The organism is Mesorhizobium sp. WSM4847, assembly GCF_055811335.1.
On record NZ_JBVVPY010000010.1, the window covers coordinates 81,844 to 106,059 of the forward strand.

Below are 24,216 nucleotides of genomic sequence, written 5' to 3' on the forward strand. Positions count from 1 at the left end.
CATTTCTGGCTCATCTGCATTCCAGTTCTGTTTGCCGACCGCTACGTCTCAAAAAGCTTGGGCCGCCATGGCCATTCCAACCAGCGAGGTGGCGAACCCCGCAGTGCGGACCGTCGTCGGCCAACGAGCCAGCTTGACAGCGGACAGAATGCCGATCGCATGCAGCATCGACGTGGCGAGCACGAAGCCAGCGGCGTAGGCGATGCCGCCGGCGCTCTCGGGACTCTCAAGGCCGTGGGCGTTGCCGTGGAAGAGGCCGGACAGGGCCGTCAGTGCCGCCGCGGCGGCCAGCGGCAGCGGCTTGGCGAGGCCGACCATCGCGCCGAAGACCACAAGCGACAGCGCGATGCCGGTTTCAAGCGACGGCAGGCCGATGCCGGCCATGCCGAGCAAGGCCCCTGCGACCATGGCCGAGACAAAGAACAGCGGCACAAGGACAATGCTGCGCCCGCCGGCACGGGCGCCGATCATGCCGACTGCAACCATTGCGAGCAGATGATCCATGCCGAACAGCGGATGTTCGAGGCCGGCGAAAAAGCCGTGGACGTGAGCGCCGCCGCTATGGGCAAACGCCAGCGACGGTGTGACGGCGGCGAGAGCTGAAACGATGCCAAGTCTTGCCAATGTTTTCATGCTTGCCAATGTTTTCATGGTTGTACCTGCTCGATGAGAGTGACGGGTTTGGTTTCAATGCCCGGGAACGGTGAATTGCGAAGCGGCGGAACGGTCCGCTAGGGCGCGCGCCGCGGCGAAGCCGAGCGGCATTTGCTCAGCGCCGTCGTGATAGATGAAAGCGAGGCGGCGGCGGTGCGATGTCAGGCGCGCCGGCAGCGGGTGATAGGCGACGCCGGTGCCGCCGACGAGCGGCATGACCGCGCCGACGTCGACCAGATCCTCAGTCTCGACGCGCAAGAGATGAAGCCGCACGCCGTCGGCCCTCTCGCCGACAAAGGGTATGCCGGCCAGACGCAGAAAGCTGGATGGGTCCGGCGCCCGCGCAAAGCCTTCGAGGAAGGCGGTTTCGACCAGGTCGAGATCGACCGATGCGGGATCAACCGGCAGCTCATGAGCCTGCTCCGGCAGATGCGGCGTCTGCCATTGCAGCGGCTTGCCAGCGGGCCCATTGTGGCCGGGGGCGTGCGGATGGTCATGATGACCGTTCGGCCCGTGATGATTGTGGCCGCCGTCGTGGCCATGACTGTGGTGATGATCGTCGTGCATGGTCAAAAACTCACCGGTTTGTCGATGATCGATTTGTGCTTGCCGAGATTGCCGTGCGCGACCATCGAGCCAAGCGCCTCGACGACGACGCGCACGCCGAACAGCGCGGTGATGTCCGACGTGTCGTAGGGCGGCGAGACCTCGACCACTTCCAGGCCGCAAATGCCGGGAGCCGTCACCAGCCCAAGCAGCTTCAGCGCCTCGCGCGGCAGGAAGCCGCCCGGCTCAGGCCAGCCCGTGCCGGGCACGAAACCGCAATCGAGGCTGTCGACGTCGAAAGAGATGTAGACGGCGTCGGTGTCCTTCCATGCGAGCTCGAGCGCGATTTCCGCCGCCTTCTCAAGCCCCATCTGCTCGATGTCGGCAATGGTCAGCACGTTGGTGCCGCGTTTTCTCGCCTCGGCGACGCCGTAGCGCGGGACCTGCCAGCCGCCGATGCCGAGCTGCACGAGATTGGTCGCCGAGACGTTCGGCAGGTTGGTCGCCCAGTACCAGGGCGTGGTGTGCATGCGCTCGTCGAGATCCTTTTCCTGGATGTCGATATGGCGGTCGAAATGGATGATGCCGATGCGCTTCGAGGTCACATCGGCGATGCCGCGCACGCAAGGGAAACCGATCGAGTGGTCGCCGCCCAGCATGATCGGAAGCGCGCCGGACGAAGCGACATGGCTGACGCCCTTGGTGATCTGGTCGAAGCTCTTTTCCAGGTTGGCGGGAATGGTGAAGACGTCGCCGGCGTCGCACAGCGTCATCTGCTCGCGCAAATCGACGCCGAGCTCGTAATTGTACGGCGTATAGAGCGCCGAGATGCGGCGAATGCCTTGCGGCCCGAAGCGGGTTCCCGGCCGGTAAGTGGTGCCGCTGTCGAAAGGAATGCCGATGACGGCAGCATCATATTTGCCGACGTCGCGGACGTTCTCGACATAGGGCGCCTTGAGAAAGGTGTTGATGCCGGCGAAATGCGGCAGCTCGCCGCGCGCGAATGTCGGGATCGACTTGTCGACGATCGACTCCGACCCTGGCAGGCCCATGTCGAGCGCCCATTGCTGCTCCTTGCGCCAGCCGCTTTCCGGCAGCTTGCCCTCGGCCTCGATAGATTTCCAGCCCTGCGTGCCGCGGGCGTCAAAATCGGGGTGGTGAAAACGCTCCCTGGCCGCCCGGGCGACGAGCCCTGCACGGCGGTGGCTGCGTTCGGGGATATCTCTGGACATTCAAACTCTCCGTTACGACGCCGTCGTCGCCGTTGCTGTATCCGGCCGGGTCGTCCCGACCATCGCGGCCACCTTGGCCAAGTGATGAGAGGAAGCCCGGGTCTTGCGATCGAGCTTCAAATCGTAGGTGATCGTCGCGCCGTAAGCCGACGGGAACTGCGGATCGTGGCGCACCTTGTCGAAGACCAGCACACGGGTGCCGAGCTTGAAGGCCTCGCCGATATCGTGGGTGACCATCACCACCGTCATGCCATGCTCGGTCCAGAGCTCGGTCAGCAGGTCGTGCATCTCGACGCGGATGCCCGGATCGAGCGCCCCGAACGGCTCGTCGAGAAGCAGGATCTGCGGCCGGCCGAGCAAGGTCTGCGCAATCGCCAGCCGCTGCTGCATGCCGCCGGAGAGCGATGCCGGATAGAGGTCGCGCGCATGGGCGAGGCCAACCCGCGCCAGCATGGCCTCGGCCTGTTGCCTGGCGTTTCTGCGCCTGGCGCCGAAGACGCGGCCAAACGGCCCGCCCGAGCGAAAGTCTTCGACCAGCAGCAGGTTCTGGATGGCGGTCAGATGCGGAAACACCGAATAGCGCTGAAAGACGATGCCGCGCTGCGGCGTCGGCTCGGGCACGATCGGACCATCGCCGACGATGACGACGCCGCTGCTCTGCTGTTCCTGGCCGAGCAGAATGCGCAGGAACGTCGATTTTCCGCAGCCGCTGGCGCCGACCAGCGACAGGAATTCGCCGGCTTCGGCGGTGACGTTGACCCGCTCGAGCACGCGGGCATCGCCATAACTCTTTTCCAGCCCGTGAACGACGATGCGGATCATCTGGCCTCCACCGGATGCGCCCAAGGGGAGATTGCCCGCGACAGCCGCACCAGCAGCCAGTCGGTGATCACGGCAAGCAGCGTGATCCAGGCGACATAGGGCAGGATGACGTCCATCGAGAGATAGCGGCGGACGAGGAAGATGCGGTAACCCAGCCCTTCGGTCGAGGCGATGGCTTCGGCGGCGATCAGGAACAGCCAGGCCGGCCCGAGTGCCAGCCGCACGCAAGTGATGAGGCGCGGCATGATCTGCGGCAGCACCAGCCGCAAGACCGTGGTCCAGCTGTTGCCGCCAAGCGTTTGCGCCTTGGCCACCAGTTCTGGTGGCAACTCCATCACCCGGTTGGCGATGTCGCGCACCATCACCGGCGCGACGCCGACGGCGATCAGCGTGATCTTGGCCGTTTCGCCGAGGCCGAGCGCGATGAACAGGATCGGCAGCAGTGCCAGCGGAGGGATGACGCAAACGACGGTGACGAAGGGCAGCAGGAACGCCCGCACCCGCGGGATGAAGCCGATGGCAATGCCGAGCGAAAGCGCGGCGACCGTGGCAACGCCCACGCCCGCGAACAGCCTGAGGAGACTGGCATAGGTGTCGACCCACAGGATGAGGTCGCCCGAGCGCTTGTCCGGCACCGTGGCAAGGTCAAGAAAGGCCGACCACATCTGTACCGGCGAAGGCAGCAGCTTGTCGCTGGGATTGACCGCCAGTCGTTGCGCCGAAGCGATCAGATAGGCGATCGCCACGAACAGGAACGGCAAGCCGCCGAGGAACAAGGCGCCGCCGCGCGAAACCTTCGCATTGATCATGCGAAGGCGCACCCTCGGCTTTGGCCGGGAAGGGCGCGTGGTGCCCTCACCGCCCGTCGCGGAGGCTTCATCCCTGGCACTCATTCCCTTGGCCAGCATGTCGGGTCAGGGCGTTGCGGTTGCCGCCTCGGCCATGAACGCTGGATCGAAACGCAGCTTGACGTTCTTGGCGTCGCCCAGCGTCGATCCGTCGGCAAAGCTCATGCCGACGACGTCTACGTTCGTCGCATTGGTGCCGAGAATGCCGTGGCTGAACAGGAAGTTGCGGACCAGATCCATCGTCTTCGGCAATTCGCTGCCTTCGGTAAACTCGACCGCCTTGGCGGGGTCGTAGAACATTGCCGTCGAGGCAAGCTGCGCGTCGAAGCCGGCGAGGTCGGTGCCGGACGCCTTGGCCATCTCCTCCTTGGCTGCCTTTCCTTCCGGCGTGTCGGAGATCATCAGGTCCATCACCTCGTACCACGCACCGACAAGCGCCTTGCCCAATGCCGGATTGTCCTTCAGCGTCTCGGTGTTGACAACCATCATGTCGATGATCTCACCGGGAACCTGCGCGGAATCGAAAACCTTGTGCGCACCCGGCATGGCGACGATCTCGGAAACCAGCGGGTTCCAGGTAACGACCGAGGTGACGTCGCTGGTGCCGTAGGCGGCGACCATGTCGGCGTCGGACGTGTTGACGACGGTGATGTCCTTCTCGGCGAGCTTGACCGTGTCCAGTGCCCGCGCCAGCAGGTAATGCGAGACGGAGAGTTCGACGAGATTGACCTTCTGGCCGGCAATGTCGGCGAGCGCGGCCTTGTCCTTGAGGATCACCGCATCGTTGCCGTTGGAGAAGTCGCCGATGATCAAGGCGGTGGTGTCAACGCCGCCGCCTGCGGGGATCGACAGCGCGTCCATGTTGGTCATCGAACAGCCGTCGAAACCGCCGGCGGTGTACTGGTTGATGCTTTCGACATAGTCGTTGATGCGGGTGATCTCGACATTGATGCCGTTTTTGTCGGCCCATTTCTTCATGATGCCGCTGTCGGAGAGATAGCCCCACGGCATCCAGCCGACATAGATCGACCAGCATATCTTGAAGTCTTTCTTGGGCGCCGCGTCGGCGGCGGAAGCGATGGGAAGGCCGAGTGATGCGGCTAGGATGATTGCGGCCAGCTTGCGAAGCATTGCGTACCCCTGTTCGCGATCCGGATTGCGACCGGATTTAATGTTGGGGTTTGCGAGCGCGCATCCGGGAGAGGTTCGCGCCAGCAAACCCGTGCAGGGTTCTCCCGGGATTTTGGCCCGCCGTGTTCCGCCGGATGCCTCAGTGCATCCCTGGCGGTCGCATCTCTTGGACCAGCACCGCTGTGTTGCGGCCGGAACCCTAGACGCTCTGCACATCACCAACGAAGCAAGGAGCATGCCAATGCCGAACAGGCCAAAAGGCCGGCATTTGTGGAGCTGTGAGGCATCGAGCATTCGCGCGAGTGACGCGAAAATCATCGCATCGCCGACGGATTGGGCAGTTTGCCTGATTGCTGCTAGTGGTCACCTCACGTCATTCCCCCAAAACACACGGCCCCGAGATTTGCTTGGTTTTCTCGTCCAGTTTGTGCGGGACTGGACTTGATGCCATTAGCAACTCCCCGTCCCTGCCCCCTACACCCGGGTCCTCTCTGGGAGGCATACGGGCGCCGGATCCACCCGTGAGCGGACAGCCCGCTCCTACATGCTCTTTTGCTCGATGCAATACGCCTTGTTCTGCTCGAACAATCGTTGGTCCGGATACCGCGCGAGGCCCTTGTCGTAGATCGCAATCGCCCCATCCCAGTCCTTCTTGTCTATGAACCTCCTCGCCCACCGGTCATACGCGAACACTGCGAGTCTCTCCACGTCCGCCTCCCCTTCCGCCAGGTCCTTCAGCCTCTCGATCACAGCGAGCGCCTCCTCGTGTTTGTTGTCCCGCACGAGAGCGTTCACATTGTTGTTCAGGTAGTTCTTCGACGATCGCGCCACGTCCTGCAGGCCCGGGAACCTCTGCTTCAACGCTCGCAGAACCTCCACGGCCTTGTCCGACCCCTGCCCAGCGGCCACTTCCTTCGCCCATTCTTGCGCGAACCACCCGATGTTCCCCTGAAGCTTTTCCATCGCGGGGAACCGCCCGAGACCCGCCTCGTAGACGTCTGCCGCCTTCTCCCACTGGCCGTCCTGCATGTAACGCTTGGCCCAGCCGTCGTACGCCGCGAAGTAGAGCTCCTGCGCCTCGTTTCCCGGCAGGAACTCCTTCCCTTGGTCCACGGCCGCGAGCGCGGCCTCGAACTTCCCGTTTCCAATCGAGTCATGGACTACACGGGCCACCCCTTGGCCGCCGGACTTCCCGATGGACTCGACTCCAGGGAACTTCGCCGCGAGGGCCTTCGCGACCGCGGCGGCCGCCGGGGCTCCGCCCTTCGTGTAGGCGGCTTTCGTCCACTCCTGGCCCAGGTACGCGACGTTCTGCTTGAGCATGCCCGCCTCTGGATATCGCGCGAGCGCCTTCAGGTACACGTCCGCGGCCTCCTCCCACGCGCCGGCCTCCATGCGGTTCCTCGCCCAGAAGTCGTACACGTACAGGTACGTCTGCTCCGCGTCGCTATCCTCCAGCAGCTGCCGCCCCTTCTCCAAGGCCGCGAGCGCCTCCTCGTACTTCCCCTCCTCGACGCGCGCGTTTACGGCCCGTTGCAGTTCATTCCCGCCACTCTTCGACAGGCCCGTCAGCCCCGGAAACCGCTCCGCCATCGACTTCATCACCTCGGCCGCCGCGTTCGCGCCGCCCTTCGCGTAGGCGGCTTTCGTCCACTCCTGCGCAAGATACGCCACGTTGCCCTTGAACAGCCCCTCGCCCGGGTACGCCGCCAACCCCTTCACGTACACATCCGCCGCCATTTCCCACCGACCGTCCTTCATGTGGCGTTTCGCCCAGTCGTCGTAGACGTAAAGCGACGCCTCGCGGACGCCCGCTGTGTCTTTCATCAAATCCTTGGCCCCCTGGATCGCCGCGAGCGCCTCCTCGAACTTCCCCGCGTCGGCCAACCCGAACGCCATCCGGCGTACGTGGCTGTCCGCCGCCGAAGTCACGTGCTCGTTGCCGGGGAAGCGCGCCACGAAACCGCGCAGTGCCCCAAGGGCCCTCGCCTCACCCTCCTTCTTGGCCAGCGCGGCGGACCACTCCTGCCCGAAGTAGCCGAGCCACTTCTCGAGCTCCTTGCGCGGCTCGCCCGCGAGCGCCTCGAAGCCCGGCACGGCCGCCGCGAGCGCGTCCTCCCACCGGCCCTCCCGCATCCGTATGTCCGCCGGCCGGATGTACACGAGCGATTGCATCCCCTCGAACCCCCCGCTGGGCACCGCGGCGGCCGCTCGCTCGAGGATGGCGAGCGCCTCGGACGGCTTGCCGGCGTCCACCGCGCTGAGCGCCCACTGGCTCCAAACAGCCGAGTGGTTATTGACGAGCGCCGCGTCCTTCGGGGCCAGCGCGAGGCCGGTCGTCACGACTTCCAGGGCCTCCTGGAACTTGCCGTCGCGCGAAAGCTCCGCTCCCCAGTTCGCGAGCACGGCCAGCGCGTTCTTCACCGCCGAGCCGAACTCGGGGTCGAGGCTCATCGCCCGGAAATTCGCCACGAGCGCCTCGTGGTAGCGCTTCGCCTCCGAGAGCAACACGCCCTGGTTGTAGTAGATGATCGCCGCCAGCCCCGCCTCCTGGACCTCTCGGCGCTGGTCGCGGTGCGCGTCGGGGATGTAGCGGAAGCCCGTCATCTGCTCGAACTTGGCGATGGCGGCCTTGTCCCTAGCGGGGTTGAACCCCTTGGCGTTCGTTGTCTCCACGTCCATGTGCCGCGTGCCGTCGTAGAGGATCGAGAACGCGTGGTCGGGCACCTCGATCGCGCGCACGTCCAGCCCGAGCCGCAGCGCGAGCACGTTGTAGAGCACGGCGGACGACACGCAATTGAACGTACCCGTGTCGAAGATCACCGCGAGGCCGGTCTGGCGCGCCACGTAGCCCTTCGAAATCGGGCCCTTGTGGAGCCACTCGAGGAGCGCCTCGCCCTTGGCCGCGGGAGTGCGCGTGTTCGCCACCGCCGCGCGGGCCTGCTGCTCCAACGCGTCCAGGCGCTTCAGGTACTCCTTCCTTTTCCCCGCGTCGACCACGCCCGACGCCAGCAGCGCGGCCTCGGCGAACTCCACGGGCGTCAAGCGCCCCGCCTTCGCCTTCGCGAACATCGCCTTCTCGTCGTCAGAGACCGCCAACTTGAGCGATGTCGTCTTCTCGAGGCGCGTGAGCACGTCCAAGGCCTTCGCCGGAGACTCGGCGAACGCGTAGTGGCTCTTCGGCTCACCCTCCCGACCGATGACCTCCACTTCCGCCGCCGCTACCTTGCGCGCCCCGGGCTGCGGCGCGAGCCGCACGATGATCCAGCGCGCCGCGGTGGTGGGGAACTCGAACGTCTGCGGCTTGCCCTCCGCCGCAAGCGGGTCAGTGCGAAGGGACCGGAACCCGGCGTGCGCCGACGCCGTCGAGACGAGGATCTCCACGCGAGCTGCCGCGCTGCCCGAGCCCTCCGGCAGCGTGACCCTGATCCCCTCCGGCGCCACAACGCCTCCACCGAACGTGAACGTGACGTCCAGCGGTGTGGCTTCCGTCGCGTTGATCTCCGCGACCGTCTTCGCGTCGCCGTCTGTCAACCGCGCGATCGCAGTCACGTCGGCGGGAGAAGTGGTCGATTCGACCTTCGCCGACGTGAGCCGCAGCAGGTTCAACGGTTCTTCGTCGAGGGCGAACCCAGCCCGCGCCTCCAGGAGAATCGCGGCCACGGTGAGGCCGGCGAGCGCGGTTGATCGAAGCGACTTCCACTTCATGGCCTATCCTCCACATGGCTCACACCCTCCGGGATTCCTTGCGGGATTGTCCCCATCGTCAGAAGCGCAAGCCGACATTGGCCGGAACCAGTACTTGTGACAGTCGTCGGACCTTCCCGAGCTCATCTTATGCCGGATATCGGACTTTCGGGTGAGCCAGCCGTGCTGACCCTACTAAAAAGTCGGTCGTGAACAATAAGCGGGTTTCACCCGCACGATTCAGCCTGCAGATTCGACGCTCTCCATGGCTTGCTCGGCGTGACCGTTGTCATCACCCGATGAGAGATTACTGACCGCGGCTCATGGCATCACACGGTCCAATTCCGTCCCGTCGGCGAGCCAGGTGAGCCGGCCGCCGCGCATTCCGTGCTCCACCCGTATTTCCAGCATCACCTGCTCCTCGGGCGGCCGAACCCAGGTATTCCCGCGCGAAAACGTCAACCTGGATATGTAGCCATCGGGCAGGCTCATAGTCTCGAACGTGCGCGAGACGAGGTCGAAAATCACTTCCGTGCTGTAGCCATCGAGCGCATCTAGCGTGAACCATGTCCCGTCCACCCCGTCATGGCGTCCACCTCCAATGGACGACACGGAGATTTCGTGCGCGTTGATGCTGAATTCCCGCCACAGCGTCGGGTCGCCCCCGTCGACGGCATGAGCCCTGCCGCCTTGGGGATCGAGCACGATCTCGCGGAAGGGATGGCTGACCGGAAAGGTGGAAACGAGCCGGTCGATCACGTCGCGTAGGTTGGCGGGCGTCCACCAATCCACCGTCGGGCGTCGGCCGGGGGGAAGGACAACCCGAAGAATCTCGCCGGCAGGGCTTGCTACGACCTGCCATGCCTCGCCCTCGGTCCGGGTGATCCAGTTTCCCTGCTTCGCAGGATCGCCGACGGTGAGCGTCCAGACAAGCTGTGGCGTGCCGATGCTGGTGATCGGACGGTTCGCGACTATCTTCAGCACCCGCATGCCGGGCTCGTTCACCTTCTCCAGCGCCGCCGCCTTGAGCGCGGGCAGCATTGCGAAGTCGATATCGGTGAAGGCGAACACATCCTCGGTCGGCGTCCGCATCGTGGCGGGCATCTCTATGACCGGCGCGTTCACGCTGAGGCCGTTCAGCGTCCAGCGCATGCCCGTCGTCTGGCTGCGTCTCTGCGGGTCCATGTAGCTCACGTCGATGTCTCGCGGCTCGATCTCGACCCGAAGGATGCTGCGGTGGGTGCCGAAGAAGGCGAGATCCTGCGCCGCCATCGGCAGATGCCAGTCATCCCGCGCCATGTCGAGGCCGCGGGCGCGAAAGGTGCCCGAGACATCGGCTGTGTGGATGCTGCCGTCCATGTTGAGGTAAACGTAGGAGCTTTCGCGCCCGGTGTTCCAGTGGACCATGATCCGCGCCTCGCCCACGCGGGTGCCGCCCACGAGCAGGAGTTGCCGCTCGATCCGAATGGACTGCGGAAGTGCTGGCTCTTCAAGCATGGCGCGGGGCGAGATCCGGTCGATCAGTGCGGGCAGGTCGTCGAGCGGCAGGCCTTCGAGTGGAAAAAGGACGGTTGTCGGGTCGAGCGTCGCGACGAGCGGCTGGGCGATCTCCGGGCCGCGGATCTGCGTCGTCATGCCCATGATCAAGCCGCGGCCGCGTATCCAGGTCCACTTGTCGAGATGATGGGGGCGCGCGCCCTGCACATGCACGGTCATCTCGGAGCCCCGGATATCCACCAGCGCGACCCGCGGCTCGCGCCCGATGCGCTCGGCGATAGCTTTCAACGCCTCGGCGGCAAGGCCAGGAGTGTCGAACAGCGGGGTCGGAGCGGGGCGGTTCTGGGCGCTGGCGGGATGCGCGCCGAGAAGAAGGATGAAAAACAGGGCGACAAGCCGATGGAAAAACCTGGCGTGCATCTGCTCCGGCACAAAACCCTGTGGTCGCCGCTGGCTTCGAGCATGGCCGCCGCCGATTCGAGATCGAAGACGGGCTCACGTTGGGGACCGATATTGACCACGTGGCATTCCACTACTCGTGAAGTTGCAAGTGACGCGCACGCTCGGTCGACCCGGCAATCACCTGCCAGATGATCTTCACCGGCGAATGGTCGCTGGCGGTCAAGGAGGCGGAGGCCATTAATGCACTGGTCGATCAGGGTGTTAGGCGACGGATGTCCGCTCCTGGATGGCGGCCACAATCAGTCCAACGACCGACATCAGGCGCGAAGCGGCCATTCGCTACACGCAAGACATAGGTCGCCTCGGGGTCAAAACGGTATTCCGTTTCGGGTACCACGCGTCAGGTTTTGTTCACTAGGAAGACATCCCGATCGAATCCACCGCCGGTTTCATCGGGTCGACCGCGGCAAAGACGGCGCTCGCCTCGCTGACGATGGAGACGTGATCCTTGGCTGCTTGCCCTGCGGCGGCGCCGTCACCGCGCATGATTGCGGTAACGATGACGTCATGCTCCTGCCAGGATTTGGCCAGGCGGCCCGGCAGCATGAATTGCGCGCGCCGGAACGGCGCCAGCCGGCTGCGTGTCATGACGGTCAGTTCATAGATGTGCTTGCTGTGCGCGCCGCGATAGAGCCGAGTGTGGAACTCGGTGTTGAAATACTCGTAGTCCTCCTCCGCACCCAATTGCACGAGGCGCGCCGATGCCTGGTGCTCGGATTCGAGCGCGCGGCGTTCGCCGGCGGTCATGCGCTCGGCCGAGAACCGCGCGCAGATCGCTTCAAGCTCGGCCATGCTCTCGAACATCGAGGCAAGATGCTCCTGCGTCACCACGGCGACGGTCGCGCCGCGGTTGGGCCGCCTTTCGACCAACCCCATGGCGCTCAGCCGGCCAAGCGCCTCCCTGACGGGGGTGCGCGACACATCGAAACGGGCAGCGAGCGAAGCCTCGTCGAGCTTTTCTCCGGGGCGCAGGAAGCCTGTGACGATCCGGTCACCGATCGCCCTCACCATCTGATCGACGGTCGTGCCCGACCTGATCAAGCTGCGCTTCCCCGACAATTCTCCTCCGTCCAGTCTTTTTCGTTTCGACTCGGGCGCCCCTCTATGCCTTTATTTTAATCTGGTTGTCAAACTGGCTAATTGAAAGGCAAAAAGTGTATGCAATTGCCTTTCGCTTGAGCACGGCTAATCAGCCCGCCAACTGATTTAATTGGATAAAATCCAGCCTTTAAACTGGCACGGCGATTGCATGCACTTTTAAGAGAAGGGGATTAATCGACCCGGAAAGGGTCCAACAGGGAGCATTCACATGACCGAGAGATTCATACTTAGCCGCCGCGAGCTGCTCAAGACCTCCGCCGCCGGAGCGGCGCTCGGCCTGGCCTCGGCGTCATTCCCGATCAGCAGGGCGTTCGCCGCTGCCGTCACTGTCGGCTTCATCTATGTCGGACCGAAGGACGACTACGGCTATAACCAGGCGCATGCCGAGGGTGCCGCCACATTGAAGGCCATCGAGGGCATCTCCGTGGTCGAGGAGGAGAACGTCCCCGAAACGGTCGATGTCCAGAAGTCGATGGAATCGATGATCAACCTCGACGGCGCCTCGCTGATCTTCCCGACCTCGTTCGGCTATTTCGATCCGCACATGCTGGCCATGTGCGCGAAATTCCCCGACGTGCAGTTCCGCCATTGCGGCGGCATGTGGAACAAGGACAAGCATCCGATGAATGCCGGTTCCTATTTCGGCTATATCGGCATGGGCCAGTATCTCAACGGCGTCGCCGCCGGCCACGCCACCAAGACCAAGAAGATCGGATTCGTCGCGGCAAAGCCCATTCCGCAGGTCCTGCTCAACATCAATTCCTTCCTGCTCGGCGCACGCTCGGTCGACCCGGCCATCACCTGCCAGGTGATCTTCACCGGCGAATGGTCGCTGGCAGTCAAGGAGGCGGAAGCCACCAATGCACTGGTCGATCAGGGTGCCGACGTCATCACCTGCCATGTCGACAGCCCGAAAGTGGTGGTCGAAACGGCGGCGGGACGCGGCGCCTTCATCTGCGGCTACCATGCCAATCAGAGCCCGCTGGCGCCGGAAAAATATCTGACCGGCGCGGAATGGAACTGGGCGAAGGTCTACAAGATGTTCGTCGACGACCTCGTGGCCGGCAAGCCGCTGCCCAATTTCACGCGCGGCGGACTGGCCGACGGCTTCGTCAAGATGAGCCCGCTCGGCCCCGCCGTCAGCGAGGCGGCGCGCGCACAGTTCGACGGCACGCTCGCCGAAATGATGAAGGGCGGCTTTTCGGTGATCAAGGGGCCGTTGAAGAACAACAAGGGCGACGTCGTCGCAACCGAGGGCCAGACCTTCGTCGAAGCCGCGATCGAGCTGGAAAGCATGGACTATCTCGTCGAAGGTGTCGTCGGCTCGACCGCTTGAGCATGGATCGGAGACGGGGGCCATGGCAGACACCGTGAGCAGCGCGAGCGTGCCAGTGATGCTCGGCGCCAAAAGCTATCCGACGGCGCTCGAATGGATCGCCCGGCGGGCGGAAGCCCTCGTCATCCCGCTCGCGGCCCTGATTGTCGGCATGGCCCTGTTCAGCCTGTTCATCGCGCTGGTCGGCAAATCGCCGGCGCAGCTCTATGAAACGATGTGGCGCGGCGGCTTCGGCTCGTGGTTCTCGGTCCAGAACTCGCTGTCGCGGGCCGCACCCTTGCTGCTTGCGGCGCTCTGCGTGGCGCTGCCGGCCCGGCTCGGCCTTGTCGTCATCGGCGGCGAAGGCGCGATCGTGCTGGGCGGCGTTGCCGCGGCTGCCATGGGCGTGGCCGCCAGCGGCGCCCCCGCCTTTTTCGTTATTCTTGCCATGGGCGTGGCGGGCCTGGCCGCCGGCGGCATCTGGATCGGTGCCGTCGGCGCGCTACGCCACTACCGTGCCGTCAACGAAACCATATCGAGCCTTTTGATGGCCTATATCGCCATCGCCCTGATGAACCATCTGGTGGAAGGACCGCTGCGCGATCCCGCCTCGCTCAACAAACCGTCGACCGAGCCGTTGGCTGAGGCCTACCGCATCGGCAACATTCCCGGCATGGACGTGCATTGGGGCCTGGTCGTCGGCATCATCGCCTGCATTCTGTCCTGGCTGCTGATCGAAAAGACCCGCTGGGGGTTCGCCGCCCGCATCGCTGGCGGCAATGTCAGGGCAGCCCAGGTGCAGGGACTTGCCGTTGGACCGCTGATTGTCGGTTTCACCGCGCTGGCCGGCGGCTTTGCCGGCCTTGCCGGCATGCTGGAAGTCGCCGCCGTGCAAGGCAGCGCCAACGCCTCGCTCGCCGCCGGCTATGGGTATACCGGTATCCTGGTCGCCTTCCTCGCCCGCCACAATCCGCTCGCCATCATCCCGGTCGCCTTCCTGCTTGGCGGCATCGAGGCCTCCGGCGGGCTGATCCAGCGCCGCATGGACCTGCCCGACGCCACCGTGCTGGTGCTGCAGGGCATGCTCTTCGTCGTCATCCTGTTCAGCGAAACCTTCTACGGCCGCTTCAAGGCCTTCAATCCCGACCTCTGGCAGAGGGGCGATCTCTTGAAAAGGCCCGATCTCCTGAAGGGAACTGCCTGATGGACGCAACCGAGATCGGCCTCTGGGGCGTTCCGCTCGCCATGCTCGGCGGCGCCATCCGGGTGTCGACGCCCTTCATCTTCGTGTCGCTGGGCGAAGCCATCACCGAACGCTCGGGGCGCATCAATCTCGGTCTCGAAGGCACACTGGTGCTCGGCGCGATGACCGCCTATGCCGTCGCGGTGATGACCGGCTCACCATGGCTCGGTCTGCTGGCCGCCGCAGCCGCCGGTCTTTGTTTCGGCCTGTTCCACGGCTGGATCTGCAGATTCCGTGGCGTCAACGACATCGCCATCGGCATTGCGCTGATGCTGTTCGGCTCGGGTCTCGCCTTCTTCTTCGGCAAACCGTTCATCCAGCCCTCGGCGCCCGACCTGCCGGCCATCCCGTTTGGCGGCTGGTCCGACGTTCCGCAGGTGCAGGCGGCGCTCAACGTCAATGTGCTGTTCCTGATCGGCGCAGCACTTGCCGTATTCCTGTGGTGGGCTTTCCGCAACACCCGGGCCGGCCTGATCCTGCGCGTGGTCGGCGACAGTTCCGACGCCGCGCGCGCCATGGGCCTCAACCCGAATACGGTGCGCCTCATCGCCACCGGCATCGGTGGCGCGCTGGCCGGCATCGGCGGCGCCTATCTGTCGCTCTATTACCCCGGCAGCTGGACCGAAGGCATTTCGTCGGGCCAGGGGCTGATGGCAGTGGCGCTGGTCATCTTCGCGCGCTGGAACCCACTCGGCTGCTTTGCCGCCGCGCTGCTGTTCGGCGGGGCCGGCGCGCTGGGGCCGGCGCTGCAATCGGTCGGCGTCACGCAAGGCTACTATCTGTTCTACGCCGCACCCTACATTCTCACCCTCGTCATCATGATCGCCACCTCGTCGCCGAGCCGTTCGCTGGCCGGCGCGCCGGGCGAACTGTCGATCACCAAATGACGTTTCCAGACTGGAGTTTTTCTCAATGAACGCCAGAGCCGAGGTCACGCAGCGCTACATCGATGCCGATCCCTATCCATGGCCCTACAATGGCGAGCTTCGGCCCGACAACACGGCGCTGATCATCATCGATATGCAGACCGATTTCTGCGGGCCGGGCGGCTATGTCGATCATATGGGCTACGATCTCTCGCTGGTGCGGGCGCCGATCGAACCGATCAGATCAGTGCTGTCTGCCATGCGGGCGAAGGGCTACACCATCATTCATACGCGAGAGGGCCACCGGCCCGATCTCGCCGACCTGCCGGCCAACAAGCGCTGGCGCTCGCGCCGCATCAATGCCGGCATCGGCGACCCCGGACCTTGCGGGCGCATCCTGGTGCGCGGCGAGCCGGGCTGGGACATCATCCCCGACCTCTATCCGGCCGAAGGCGAGCCGATCATCGACAAGCCGGGAAAGGGCTCGTTCTGCGCCACCGACCTGGAACTGATCCTCAACCAGCGCGACATCGAAAACATCGTGCTGACCGGCATCACCACCGACGTCTGCGTGCATACGACGATGCGCGAAGCCAACGACCGCGGCTTCGAATGCGTGATGCTGGAGGATTGCTGCGGGGCGACCGACTACGGCAACCATCTCGCCGCGATCAAGATGATCAAGATGCAAGGCGGCGTGTTCGGCGCGGTGTCGAACTCGGTGTCCTTCGTTGCGCAGTTGCCATGAGGGTGTCGTGATGCGTGAAAGCGGCAAGAAGGCCGTCGGCGTCGAGACGATCGGCATGAGCATGCGCTTCGGTGCCTTCACCGCGCTGGACGACGTCTCCATCAAGGTGCCGGCGGGATCGTTTCATGCGCTGCTTGGCGAAAACGGCGCGGGCAAGTCGACGCTGGTCAAATGCATCATGGGCTTTTATCACCCGACCGCCGGCGACATTCTGGTCGACGGCCGCGAGATCGGGATCGCCGGTCCGAAGGACGCCTCGGCGCTCGGCCTCGGCATGGTCTACCAGCATTTTACCCTGGTCCCGTCGCTGACAGGTGCGGAGAACCTGGTCATTTCCCGCGAAAAGGTGCCGGGGATTATCGACTGGCGCAAGGAGCGCGCCGCACTTGCCCAGTTCATGGAGCGGATGCCGTTCAAGCTGCCGCTCGACGTCAAGGTGGCCGAACTCGCCGCCGGCGAGAAACAGAAGCTCGAAATCATCAAGCAGCTTTATCTCGGCCGCAGTTTTCTGGTGCTGGATGAGCCGACGTCGGTGCTAACCCCCGGCGAGGCGCAGGAAGTGCTGGGCCTCGTGCGCGGCATGACCAAGGCGGGCGATCTCACCGTACTGATGATCTCGCACAAGTTCCACGAGGTGACGGCGTTTGCCGACGACATCACTGTGCTGCGCAAGGGCAGACTGACAGGAACGGGGAAAGTATCGGATTTGTCTCACAAGCAGATGGCAGCGATGATGATCGGTGACCAGCCGATCGCCGCGCTCGACAGCCGCGCTCCAGTGCCGGTCGGCGCCAGGCAAATCCTGACGGTGAAGGCGCTGAAAGCGCCCGACCGCACCGGCCTGAAAACCATCAATATCGGCGAGCTCGATGTGAAATCCGGCGAGATCGTCGGTGTCGCCGGCATTTCCGGCAACGGCCAGAAGGAATTTCTAGAAGTCCTTGCCGGTCAGCGTACACGTGGTGCCGGCGACGTTCTGGTGAAGGGAACGCCCTACGGCGCCAGCCGCGCCGAGGCCCGCACGCTCAATGTGCGCTTCATCCCGGAGGAACCGTTGCGCAATGCCTGCGCGCCGAGGATGACGGTGGCGGAAAACATGGCATTCCGGACCTTCGACCTGAACGAGGCCGGCAAGCCGATAAGCTGGATCCGGATGAGCGCCATCAGGGACTATGCGACGCGGCTGGTCGAGCAGTTCAAGGTCAAGACAGCCTCGCTCGCCTCGCCGATTTCGTCGCTCTCCGGCGGCAACGTGCAGCGCGCTGTGCTCGCCCGCGAACTGACCGGCGAGGTCGATCTTCTCATCGTGTCAAACCCCTGCTTCGGCCTCGACTTCTCTGCCGTCGCCGAAATCCGCGCCCGTATCATGCGGGCACGCAACGCTGGTGCCGCGGTGCTGTTGATGTCGGAGGACCTCGACGAACTGCTGGAGCTCTCCGACCGCATCTTCGTCATGTCCGACGGGGCGCTGGTCTATGAGACGCCGATCGCACAGGCGAGCGTGCAGACGATCGGCGAGCACATGGCGGGACATAACTGATGGCGGAGATCAACGCGCTGCCGTTTCCATTTGCCTTCAAGCCTGAGGCGATGGCGCTGGTCGTCATCGACATGCAGCGCGATTTCGCCGAGCCGGGCGGCTTTGGCGCCAGCCTCGGCAACGACGTCGGCCGGGTGGCGGCGATCGTGCCAACGGTGAAGAGACTGATCCAGGGATTTCGCGCCGCCGGCCTGCCGGTGATCCACACGATGGAGTGCCACAGGTCAGACCTTTCGGACCTGCCGCCGGCCAAGCGCAATCGCCGCAATCCGTCGATCCGAATCGGCGATGTCGGTCCGATGGGCCGCGTGCTGGTCGTCGGCGAGCCGGGAACGGCGATCCTCGACGAGGTAGCCCCGCTGCCTGGCGAAATCGTCATCGAAAAACCCGGCAAGGGCGCGTTCTACGCTACCAGCTTCGGCGAGGACCTGAAGCGGCTCGGCGTGCAGCAGCTCGTCTTCGCCGGAGTTACGACGGAAGTCTGCGTGCAGACGACGATGCGCGAAGCCAACGACCGCGGCTACGAATGCCTGCTGGCGGAGGATGCGACGGAAAGCTATTTTCCGGAATTCAAGGCGGCCGCGCTGGCCATGATCAGGGCGCAGGGCGCGATCGTCGGCTGGACGGCGATGACGGACCAGGTGCTCAAAGGAATTGCCGATGCCTAACATTGCATACCCGGCTCTCATCCATGGGGGCTGGCGAGATCTGGCATTCGAGCATTTTCGCGACGGCATCACGGTGCATTGGCTGCTCAAGGGCGGACCGGCCGAACCCTCCGTCGCGATCCTGAACTATCGGCCCGGCGCCGGCGTGCCGCGCCATCGTCATGTCGCACTGGAAACCATCGTTGTGTTGGAAGGCACCCAGAGCGACGAGAATGGCGATTATCTTCCCGGAAGTGTGATCCTGAACCCGGTCGGGACCGAGCATTCGGTGTGGACGAAAGACGGCTGCGTCGTGCTGATCCAGTGGAATCTGCCGGTGGTCATTCTGGACGAGACGAAATGAGCGACATCCGCTTCGATATCGGCAGCCTGCACGCGAGCTATGCAACCGGCATGTCGGCCACTACCATTATTGAAACCGTGTTTCAGCGCATAGCGAAAGCGGACGATCCCGGCATCTTCATCCATCTGGCGAGCAGGGCGGACCTGCTCGCCGAAGCCGACGCACTCGGCGGGTTCGATCCCGTGGCAAAGCCGCTCTGGGGTGTACCGTTCGCGGTCAAGGACAACATCGATGTTGCCGGCATGCCGACTACGGCCGGCTGCGCCGAATATGCCTACTTGCCGGCGAAAGACGCCACCGTCGTCGCGCGTCTGAGGGCGGCCGGGGCGCTGGTCGTCGGAAAAACCAATCTCGACCAATTCGCCACCGGCCTCGTCGGCGTGCGCACACCTTATCCGGTCCCCCGAAACGCGATCGATCCGAAACTGGTGCCGGGCGGTTCCTCGTGCGGCTCGGCCGTGGCGACGGCGCACGGCATTGTTTCTTTCGCGCTCGGCACCGATACCGCAGGATCCGGCCGCATTCCCGCCGGCCTCAACAACATCGTCGGGCTGAAGCCGACCGTCGGCGCGCTGTCGGCCACAGGCGTGGTGCCGGCCTGCCGCACGCTCGACTGCGTCTCCGTCTTCGCGCTCACCGTCGATGACGCCTACAGCGTCTTCAGGGCGGCGGCGGCCAAAGATGACGTCGATCCTTATTCGCGCGCTATCGCGGCGCCGCCGCTTGGTCCGTGTCCACCCGCGCTGACCGTCGGGGTTCCCGCAAAAGCGGATCGGGAATTTTTTCGCGACGCGGCCATGCAGGCGGGATTCGAAACGGCGCTGCGGACGCTGGAACAGCTCGACTGCCGACTGATCGAAATTCCCTTCGGCGATTTCTACGCTACTGCCAACCTGCTCTACGAAGGCGCCTGGGTGGCCGAGCGCTATGCGGCGATTGCGGATTTCATGGAAGCGAGCGAAGCAGCCATGCACCCGGTAACGCGCGCAATCATCGGCGGGGCACGAAAGCTCTCCGCGGCAGACGCGTTCAACGGCCTCTATGCGCTGCAGGCCTACAAGGCCAGGCTCGCGCCTGTCATCGCCTCGGTCGACCTTTTCTGCTTGCCGACGGCGCCGACGCACTATTCGCTGGAGACTGTTTTGGCCGATCCGATCGTCACCAACAGCCGGCTCGGCACCTACACCAACTTCGTCAATCTGCTCGACATGTGCGGCATCGCCGTGCCGACCGGCAAGCGCGACGACGATCTGCCGATGAGCGTTACCTTGCTTGCCGCTGCCGGCAAGGATGCACTGACGGCGACGCTGGCCGGCGAGTTGCATGCGGCGAGCGGTCTCGGCCTTGGCGCGACAGGCTGGCCGATGCCTGCCTTCACCGCCAAAAGCTTCGACCCTACTGACGACCTGATCGAGCTCGTGGTTGTCGGCGCGCATTTGTCGGGAATGCCGCTCAACGGCCAACTCTGTGCGCTAGGTGCGCGATTGAGCAGAGCCGCCAGGACGGTTGCCTCCTATCAGCTTTATGCGCTCGCGGCCCAATCCGTGCCGAAGCCGGGGCTCGTGCGTGTTGCCGATGGCAACGGGACGTCGATCGATGTCGAGGTTTGGCGGCTTTCACCAGACGCGTTCGGACGCTTCGTGGCCGCGATCCCGCCGCCGCTCGGCATCGGCACGATCGAGCTCGATGACGGGACATCGGCCAAGGGCTTCCTGGTCGAAACCGCCGGGTTGTCACGAGCGATCGACATTTCGGCCTATGGCGGTTGGCGCAGCTTCATCGCAAAAGCCAGCGGAGAGCGACAGGAAAGGGTCCCGGCCGATTGAACGACCGGCCGTTCGCACCGGCAACGTCAGCGTGCGCTCAAATCGTAGCAGGATGCTCGGCTTGCAGTTGGTACGGCGAGCCAGCACGCCGAACGCCGTAAGCGATCCGCGTGCGGCGGTGCGGACGATCCGCGCTCGGGCCGCTGGAGCGGACTGTCGAAGATGGAATGCGGGATTCACCGGTCGCTCATTGCCGCTCGCAATTCGGCCGCGTCTGCTGCCTGATTTCGAGGTCGCGCAGGCATCCAGTCGACGCTTGCACTTGGCCGTTGCCGCTTCATCTGCGAAGCCCCTACGAATTGTCGCACGATTGCGCTACCCTAAGGTCAATCTGGGCTGCGGGACGGTCATCATGGCACGACCTGACGCTCGATGATTGGTTGAGCGGGAGCCCGATGACCGCCCCAGACGCCATTGACGCCGATGCGAGGCGCCCGCTCTCGGGCACAGGCCGGATCGCCAAGCTGGCGGCGCCGCGCAGCGCCAGGATATTGAGGCGGAACCGCGTTCTCGAAGCGATCGGTCAAAAATCGCGTTCGAGCGTATGCTGGGTGGCCGCGCCGGCCGGCTACGGCAAGACGACAGCGGTCATCGACTACCTCGAAAGCGTCGAGGCACCGCATGTGTGGTTCCGCATCGACGAGGGCGACCAGGATATCGCGCGCTTCTTTCAATATCTGGCGCAGTCACTCGCCTCACCCGCAGTTGGAAACTTGCCGGTCTTTGGGGTCGAATATGTCGAGCAGCCGAAGGAGTTCGCCAGGCGCTTCTTCAGAGCGTATTTTGCGCGGTTGAAGCCCGGCACCATTCTGGTCCTCGACGACTTGCACGAGGCCGACACGCCCGAATTCCGGGCGGTGCTTTCCGTGATGTTCCGTGAACTTCCTGACACGGTCCGCTGCATCTGCGTCTCGCGCACGCTGCCCCACGACGAACTGGGCGACCTCGTCCTCAAGGGCCAAGTGGCCGTCATCGATCGATCAGCGCTCGAATTCTCGACATCGGAAGCACGCGATTTCGTCAAGCTGCGTTCGAAGAACGGCGCCGTTCCAGTCGATGTCGAAGCGGCGCGCGGCTGGGCGATCGGGCTGGTTCTCCTCGCCGATCACGGCTCGGCGGTCGGACCTGACGAAACGAGCGGGGCAGCAGCCGGCGGGCAGAACGCGCTGTCGGACGTTCTCGGCCGCCATTTCTTCCTTTCCCTTCCCGCCGCCGACCAGGACATGCTGCTGAAACTCAATCTGCTGCCCGAGATCAGCACCGAACTGGCGGACGTGATGATCGGGTCCGGCGAAGCGGGCAAGCTGCTCGACAGGCTTTACCAGCGGCAATTGCTGGTCACGCGAACGGAAAACAGCCGCGACGTTTTCCACCTGCACGACCTCTTGCGGGACTTCCTCGACCGACGCTTCGCACAGCGTGTGACGGCAGAAGAGCAGAAGTCGCTCAAACAAAGGGCGGCAAAGGTGCTCGCCGACGCCGGCCGATATGACGAAGCCATACACCTCGCCTTGCAGGCAGAGGACTGGGACCAGGCGAGCGGGCTCATGCTGAGCCGGGCGGAGGCCGTGCTGGCGCAGGGACATCGAACGACCTTCATCGAATGGGTCGGCCGGTTGCCGGAAGCGTTCATGAACGGCTGGCATTTCTATTGGCTGGGCGTGGCCCACATGCCGAACGATGCCGCGGCAGAGCACTGGCTGTGGAAGGCATGGCATGCCTTTGGCGAGGCCGACGATCAGCGCGGGCTTTGTCTTACGGTGTCGCGCGCGGTTCTGGTCAAGACGGACAGTTGGCGTACCTATGAGGGTCTTTCGACCTGGACCCGCCGGGCGTTCGAAATCCTCGAGCGCGGCCTGCCGGAACTGCCTTCCGAGGAAGCGATGCTGGTGCGCATCGGCATGGTGCGGGCGCTGAACTTCGGCGACGACTACTACCGCAACAGCCCGGCCGGGCAAGCGCTGGAAACCGAACTGCTGGAGCGGCTGACCCGGAATCCCGAGCACGACCCAAGCGGCTTACGGCTGCTTGCCAGCGAGACGCTGATCGAGCATTCCGTATCGGTCATGCGGGCCGATCTGTTCACCAAGGCCGTCGACAGCGTTGTCGAGGATTTGACCGACAAGGAGGTGCTGCCTTGGGTGCTCGGCATGTGGCTGGTTGAGTTTGGCGCCAAGAGCGGCCGTTACTTCCCGTATAAGAGACGGGGTTTTCCCTACCCGTCGGCCGAAGCGGCGTTGCGGGAGGCGATCGCGATCGGTGAGCGCGAGTCGCTCAAGGGTGTGGAGTTCGGTGGCCTGTATCATCTTCAGATGCAGATGAAGTTCCGCAACGACTTTGCCGAGCTCGACCAGGTGGTCGAGCGCCTGGCCGAGATCGCCGACAGCCGTTTCAGCACACAGGTCGCCATCGTCGCCAATTGCTATGCCGCGCTTCATGCCAGGCAAGGCGATTTCGCGGCCGCCTATGAGGATTGCGAGCGCTTCATGGCGGCGAGCGCGGCCGCCAACGAGCCGATGGTCGAGCGCTGGGCCCACTGCATCACGAAGTTCCAGGTGCTGCTCGCCGACAGGAAGCCGCGCGAAGCCGCCGCGCTTCTCAGCGACCTGCTGCCGCGGCTGGATGGCGGCGCTCGCAAACGGACCGAGATATGCATTCTTGCAGCGGCCGCGCTGGAGAGCCTGTGGGACCAGGGTCCACGCTACGGCGATCGGCTGAAGGTCTTCATGGAGGCGCTGCGCGACGTCAGCTGGCCAATGGTGCTCCTCAACGTTCCGGAATTGCTCGCCGAACTGCTTGGCGATGCGCTTGAGCGCGGCATCGAGCCCAAGCTTTGCCGGTCGCTTATCCGGGAACGCCGATTGGACGCGCCGCAACGGCGGCCCACAGCCTGGCTATGGCCGCTCAAGGTCCACGTCCTCGGAGGCTTTCGGCTCGAACTCGATGGAAACCCTCTTAATCTCGGCGCCAAGCCACCGACGAAGGCTCTCGACATCCTGCGGGTACTGGCGATCTCGAAAGACAACACCTGCTCGCTGGAGACCGTTCAGGACTGGCTGTGGCCCGACCTCGACGGCGACCAGGCGCGGGCGGCGTGCGAGCAGGCGCTGCATCGGCTGCGCAAGCTGCTCGGGCGGACCGACCTCATCGTTCAGCGCGAAGGCAAGCTTCGCCTCGCGTCCGACAAGGTCTGGGTCGACCTCGCCGACTGGGATGCACGGCTCAAGTCGGTGACAACAGCCAATGGCGAGGCGGCCGGGCTGCGACCGGAAGCGGAAGCGCTCTTCCTCGCATTCCCCGGTCCGCTGTTTCTGCAGGAGCGAGCCAGCTTCTGGTCGTTCGCCGCCGCTGAAAAAGTGCGTCGCGATCTGGTCGATCTCGCATTGCGGATCGGCCAGCGGCTGGAGACAACCGGCAACGCCCAGGAAGCGCGCTCGATTTATCTGAGGGCGTTGGACCTCTATCCGGATGCCGGACCCGTCTGCAAGGCGCAGATCAGGGAGCGGCTGTCGCGCGGTGATTTCGAAGGCGCGGTCGACGACTATGCACGCTACGAACGGGCGCTGCGCGCCGCCGGCGAAGCGGCGCCCGCTGCGGAAATACACGCCTTGGTCGAACCCTATCTTGTGCGGCACCCGCGCTGAAGACGGTGTCTTGCGCTGCTGGCGAAACACCGGGCTATCGTCG

18 protein-coding genes and 1 riboswitch are annotated in these 24,216 nt (G+C 64.5%); of the genes, 9 read left to right on the top strand and 9 right to left on the bottom strand.

Features of this window, described 5'->3' with window-relative positions:
* Nucleotides 1-48 precede the first annotated feature (48 nt).
* The 9 genes from AC0L28_RS16350 to AC0L28_RS16390 all read right to left on the bottom strand — a co-directional run bounded on the left by AC0L28_RS16350 (nucleotide 49) and on the right by AC0L28_RS16390 (nucleotide 11,920).
* Entirely contained in the window at nucleotides 49-651 is a 603-nt protein-coding gene (locus tag AC0L28_RS16350) for a HupE/UreJ family protein (protein ID WP_287218055.1), read from the bottom strand.
* 36 nt (nucleotides 652-687) lie between these two features.
* A complete protein-coding gene (locus tag AC0L28_RS16355) occupies nucleotides 688-1,221 on the bottom strand; it encodes a hypothetical protein (protein ID WP_287218057.1) in 534 nt (177 codons plus the stop codon).
* Between the two features lie 2 nt (nucleotides 1,222-1,223).
* Nucleotides 1,224-2,432 (bottom strand): agmatinase family protein, encoded by a 1,209-nt coding sequence (locus tag AC0L28_RS16360; RefSeq protein ID WP_128171904.1) that lies wholly within the window; start codon nucleotides 2,430-2,432, stop codon nucleotides 1,224-1,226.
* A gap of 12 nt (nucleotides 2,433-2,444) precedes the next feature.
* Nucleotides 2,445-3,254 carry an ATP-binding cassette domain-containing protein gene (locus AC0L28_RS16365; RefSeq protein WP_287171725.1) on the bottom strand — a complete coding sequence of 270 codons (810 nt, stop codon included), beginning with the start codon at nucleotides 3,252-3,254 and terminating at the stop codon, nucleotides 2,445-2,447.
* A complete protein-coding gene (locus AC0L28_RS16370; protein WP_128171902.1) occupies nucleotides 3,251-4,063 on the bottom strand; it encodes an ABC transporter permease in 813 nt (270 codons plus the stop codon). The genes AC0L28_RS16365 and AC0L28_RS16370 overlap by 4 nt, the downstream gene beginning before the upstream one ends.
* Nucleotides 4,064-4,168: 105 nt before the next feature.
* On the bottom strand, nucleotides 4,169-5,233 hold the full coding sequence (locus tag AC0L28_RS16375) for a putative urea ABC transporter substrate-binding protein (protein WP_473478719.1): 1,065 nt from the start codon (nucleotides 5,231-5,233) through the stop codon (nucleotides 4,169-4,171).
* Between the two features lie 99 nt (nucleotides 5,234-5,332).
* Nucleotides 5,333-5,447, bottom strand: a riboswitch (guanidine-I (ykkC/yxkD leader).
* 326 nt (nucleotides 5,448-5,773) lie between these two features.
* A complete protein-coding gene (locus AC0L28_RS16380) occupies nucleotides 5,774-8,941 on the bottom strand; it encodes a hypothetical protein (protein WP_473478722.1) in 3,168 nt (1,055 codons plus the stop codon).
* Nucleotides 8,942-9,241: 300 nt separating this feature from the next.
* On the bottom strand, nucleotides 9,242-10,837 hold the full coding sequence (locus AC0L28_RS16385) for a hypothetical protein (protein WP_473478723.1): 1,596 nt from the start codon (nucleotides 10,835-10,837) through the stop codon (nucleotides 9,242-9,244).
* Between the two features lie 396 nt (nucleotides 10,838-11,233).
* Complete coding sequence (locus AC0L28_RS16390) at nucleotides 11,234-11,920, bottom strand: GntR family transcriptional regulator (RefSeq protein ID WP_287226229.1); 687 nt, start codon at nucleotides 11,918-11,920, stop codon at nucleotides 11,234-11,236.
* 268 nt (nucleotides 11,921-12,188) lie between these two features.
* On the opposite strand from AC0L28_RS16390, the gene AC0L28_RS16395 reads away from it, so the two are divergent.
* The 9 genes from AC0L28_RS16395 to AC0L28_RS16435 all read left to right on the top strand — a co-directional run bounded on the left by AC0L28_RS16395 (nucleotide 12,189) and on the right by AC0L28_RS16435 (nucleotide 24,173).
* Entirely contained in the window at nucleotides 12,189-13,316 is a 1,128-nt protein-coding gene (locus AC0L28_RS16395; protein ID WP_287226232.1) for a BMP family ABC transporter substrate-binding protein, read from the top strand.
* A gap of 22 nt (nucleotides 13,317-13,338) precedes the next feature.
* Entirely contained in the window at nucleotides 13,339-14,499 is a 1,161-nt protein-coding gene (locus AC0L28_RS16400; RefSeq protein WP_473478727.1) for an ABC transporter permease, read from the top strand.
* Entirely contained in the window at nucleotides 14,499-15,425 is a 927-nt protein-coding gene (locus tag AC0L28_RS16405) for an ABC transporter permease (protein ID WP_473478729.1), read from the top strand. The genes AC0L28_RS16400 and AC0L28_RS16405 overlap by 1 nt, the downstream gene beginning before the upstream one ends.
* Before the next feature lie 25 nt (nucleotides 15,426-15,450).
* A complete protein-coding gene (gene biuH / locus AC0L28_RS16410) occupies nucleotides 15,451-16,152 on the top strand; it encodes a biuret amidohydrolase (RefSeq protein ID WP_473478732.1) in 702 nt (233 codons plus the stop codon).
* Nucleotides 16,153-16,162: 10 nt separating this feature from the next.
* Nucleotides 16,163-17,692 (top strand): ABC transporter ATP-binding protein, encoded by a 1,530-nt coding sequence (locus AC0L28_RS16415; protein ID WP_473478907.1) that lies wholly within the window; start codon nucleotides 16,163-16,165, stop codon nucleotides 17,690-17,692.
* A complete protein-coding gene (locus tag AC0L28_RS16420; RefSeq protein ID WP_473478734.1) occupies nucleotides 17,692-18,360 on the top strand; it encodes a cysteine hydrolase family protein in 669 nt (222 codons plus the stop codon). Before AC0L28_RS16415 ends, AC0L28_RS16420 begins: the two co-directional genes overlap by 1 nt.
* Nucleotides 18,353-18,703, top strand: coding sequence for a cupin domain-containing protein (locus AC0L28_RS16425; protein WP_473478737.1), 351 nt, complete (start codon nucleotides 18,353-18,355; stop codon nucleotides 18,701-18,703). Before AC0L28_RS16420 ends, AC0L28_RS16425 begins: the two co-directional genes overlap by 8 nt.
* Entirely contained in the window at nucleotides 18,700-20,529 is a 1,830-nt protein-coding gene (gene atzF / locus AC0L28_RS16430; protein ID WP_473478740.1) for an allophanate hydrolase, read from the top strand. The genes AC0L28_RS16425 and atzF overlap by 4 nt, the downstream gene beginning before the upstream one ends.
* Before the next feature lie 395 nt (nucleotides 20,530-20,924).
* Entirely contained in the window at nucleotides 20,925-24,173 is a 3,249-nt protein-coding gene (locus tag AC0L28_RS16435; RefSeq protein WP_473478741.1) for a winged helix-turn-helix domain-containing protein, read from the top strand.
* The last annotated feature ends 43 nt before the right edge of the window (nucleotides 24,174-24,216 follow it).

Coding starts and splice junctions, on each gene's coding strand:
- AC0L28_RS16420 (WP_473478734.1), top strand. CDS start 17,692: ATGGCGGAGATCAACGCGCTGCCGTTTCCATTTGCCTTCAAGCCTGAG.
- AC0L28_RS16375 (WP_473478719.1), bottom strand. CDS start 5,233: ATGCTTCGCAAGCTGGCCGCAATCATCCTAGCCGCATCACTCGGCCTT.
- AC0L28_RS16385 (WP_473478723.1), bottom strand. CDS start 10,837: ATGCACGCCAGGTTTTTCCATCGGCTTGTCGCCCTGTTTTTCATCCTT.
- biuH (WP_473478732.1), top strand. CDS start 15,451: ATGAACGCCAGAGCCGAGGTCACGCAGCGCTACATCGATGCCGATCCC.
- AC0L28_RS16400 (WP_473478727.1), top strand. CDS start 13,339: ATGGCAGACACCGTGAGCAGCGCGAGCGTGCCAGTGATGCTCGGCGCC.
- AC0L28_RS16425 (WP_473478737.1), top strand. CDS start 18,353: ATGCCTAACATTGCATACCCGGCTCTCATCCATGGGGGCTGGCGAGAT.
- AC0L28_RS16380 (WP_473478722.1), bottom strand. CDS start 8,941: ATGAAGTGGAAGTCGCTTCGATCAACCGCGCTCGCCGGCCTCACCGTG.
- AC0L28_RS16405 (WP_473478729.1), top strand. CDS start 14,499: ATGGACGCAACCGAGATCGGCCTCTGGGGCGTTCCGCTCGCCATGCTC.
- AC0L28_RS16360 (WP_128171904.1), bottom strand. CDS start 2,432: ATGTCCAGAGATATCCCCGAACGCAGCCACCGCCGTGCAGGGCTCGTC.
- AC0L28_RS16415 (WP_473478907.1), top strand. CDS start 16,163: ATGCGTGAAAGCGGCAAGAAGGCCGTCGGCGTCGAGACGATCGGCATG.
- AC0L28_RS16435 (WP_473478741.1), top strand. CDS start 20,925: ATGACCGCCCCAGACGCCATTGACGCCGATGCGAGGCGCCCGCTCTCG.
- atzF (WP_473478740.1), top strand. CDS start 18,700: ATGAGCGACATCCGCTTCGATATCGGCAGCCTGCACGCGAGCTATGCA.
- AC0L28_RS16350 (WP_287218055.1), bottom strand. CDS start 651: ATGAAAACATTGGCAAGCATGAAAACATTGGCAAGACTTGGCATCGTT.
- AC0L28_RS16355 (WP_287218057.1), bottom strand. CDS start 1,221: ATGCACGACGATCATCACCACAGTCATGGCCACGACGGCGGCCACAAT.
- AC0L28_RS16395 (WP_287226232.1), top strand. CDS start 12,189: ATGACCGAGAGATTCATACTTAGCCGCCGCGAGCTGCTCAAGACCTCC.
- AC0L28_RS16365 (WP_287171725.1), bottom strand. CDS start 3,254: ATGATCCGCATCGTCGTTCACGGGCTGGAAAAGAGTTATGGCGATGCC.
- AC0L28_RS16370 (WP_128171902.1), bottom strand. CDS start 4,063: ATGATCAATGCGAAGGTTTCGCGCGGCGGCGCCTTGTTCCTCGGCGGC.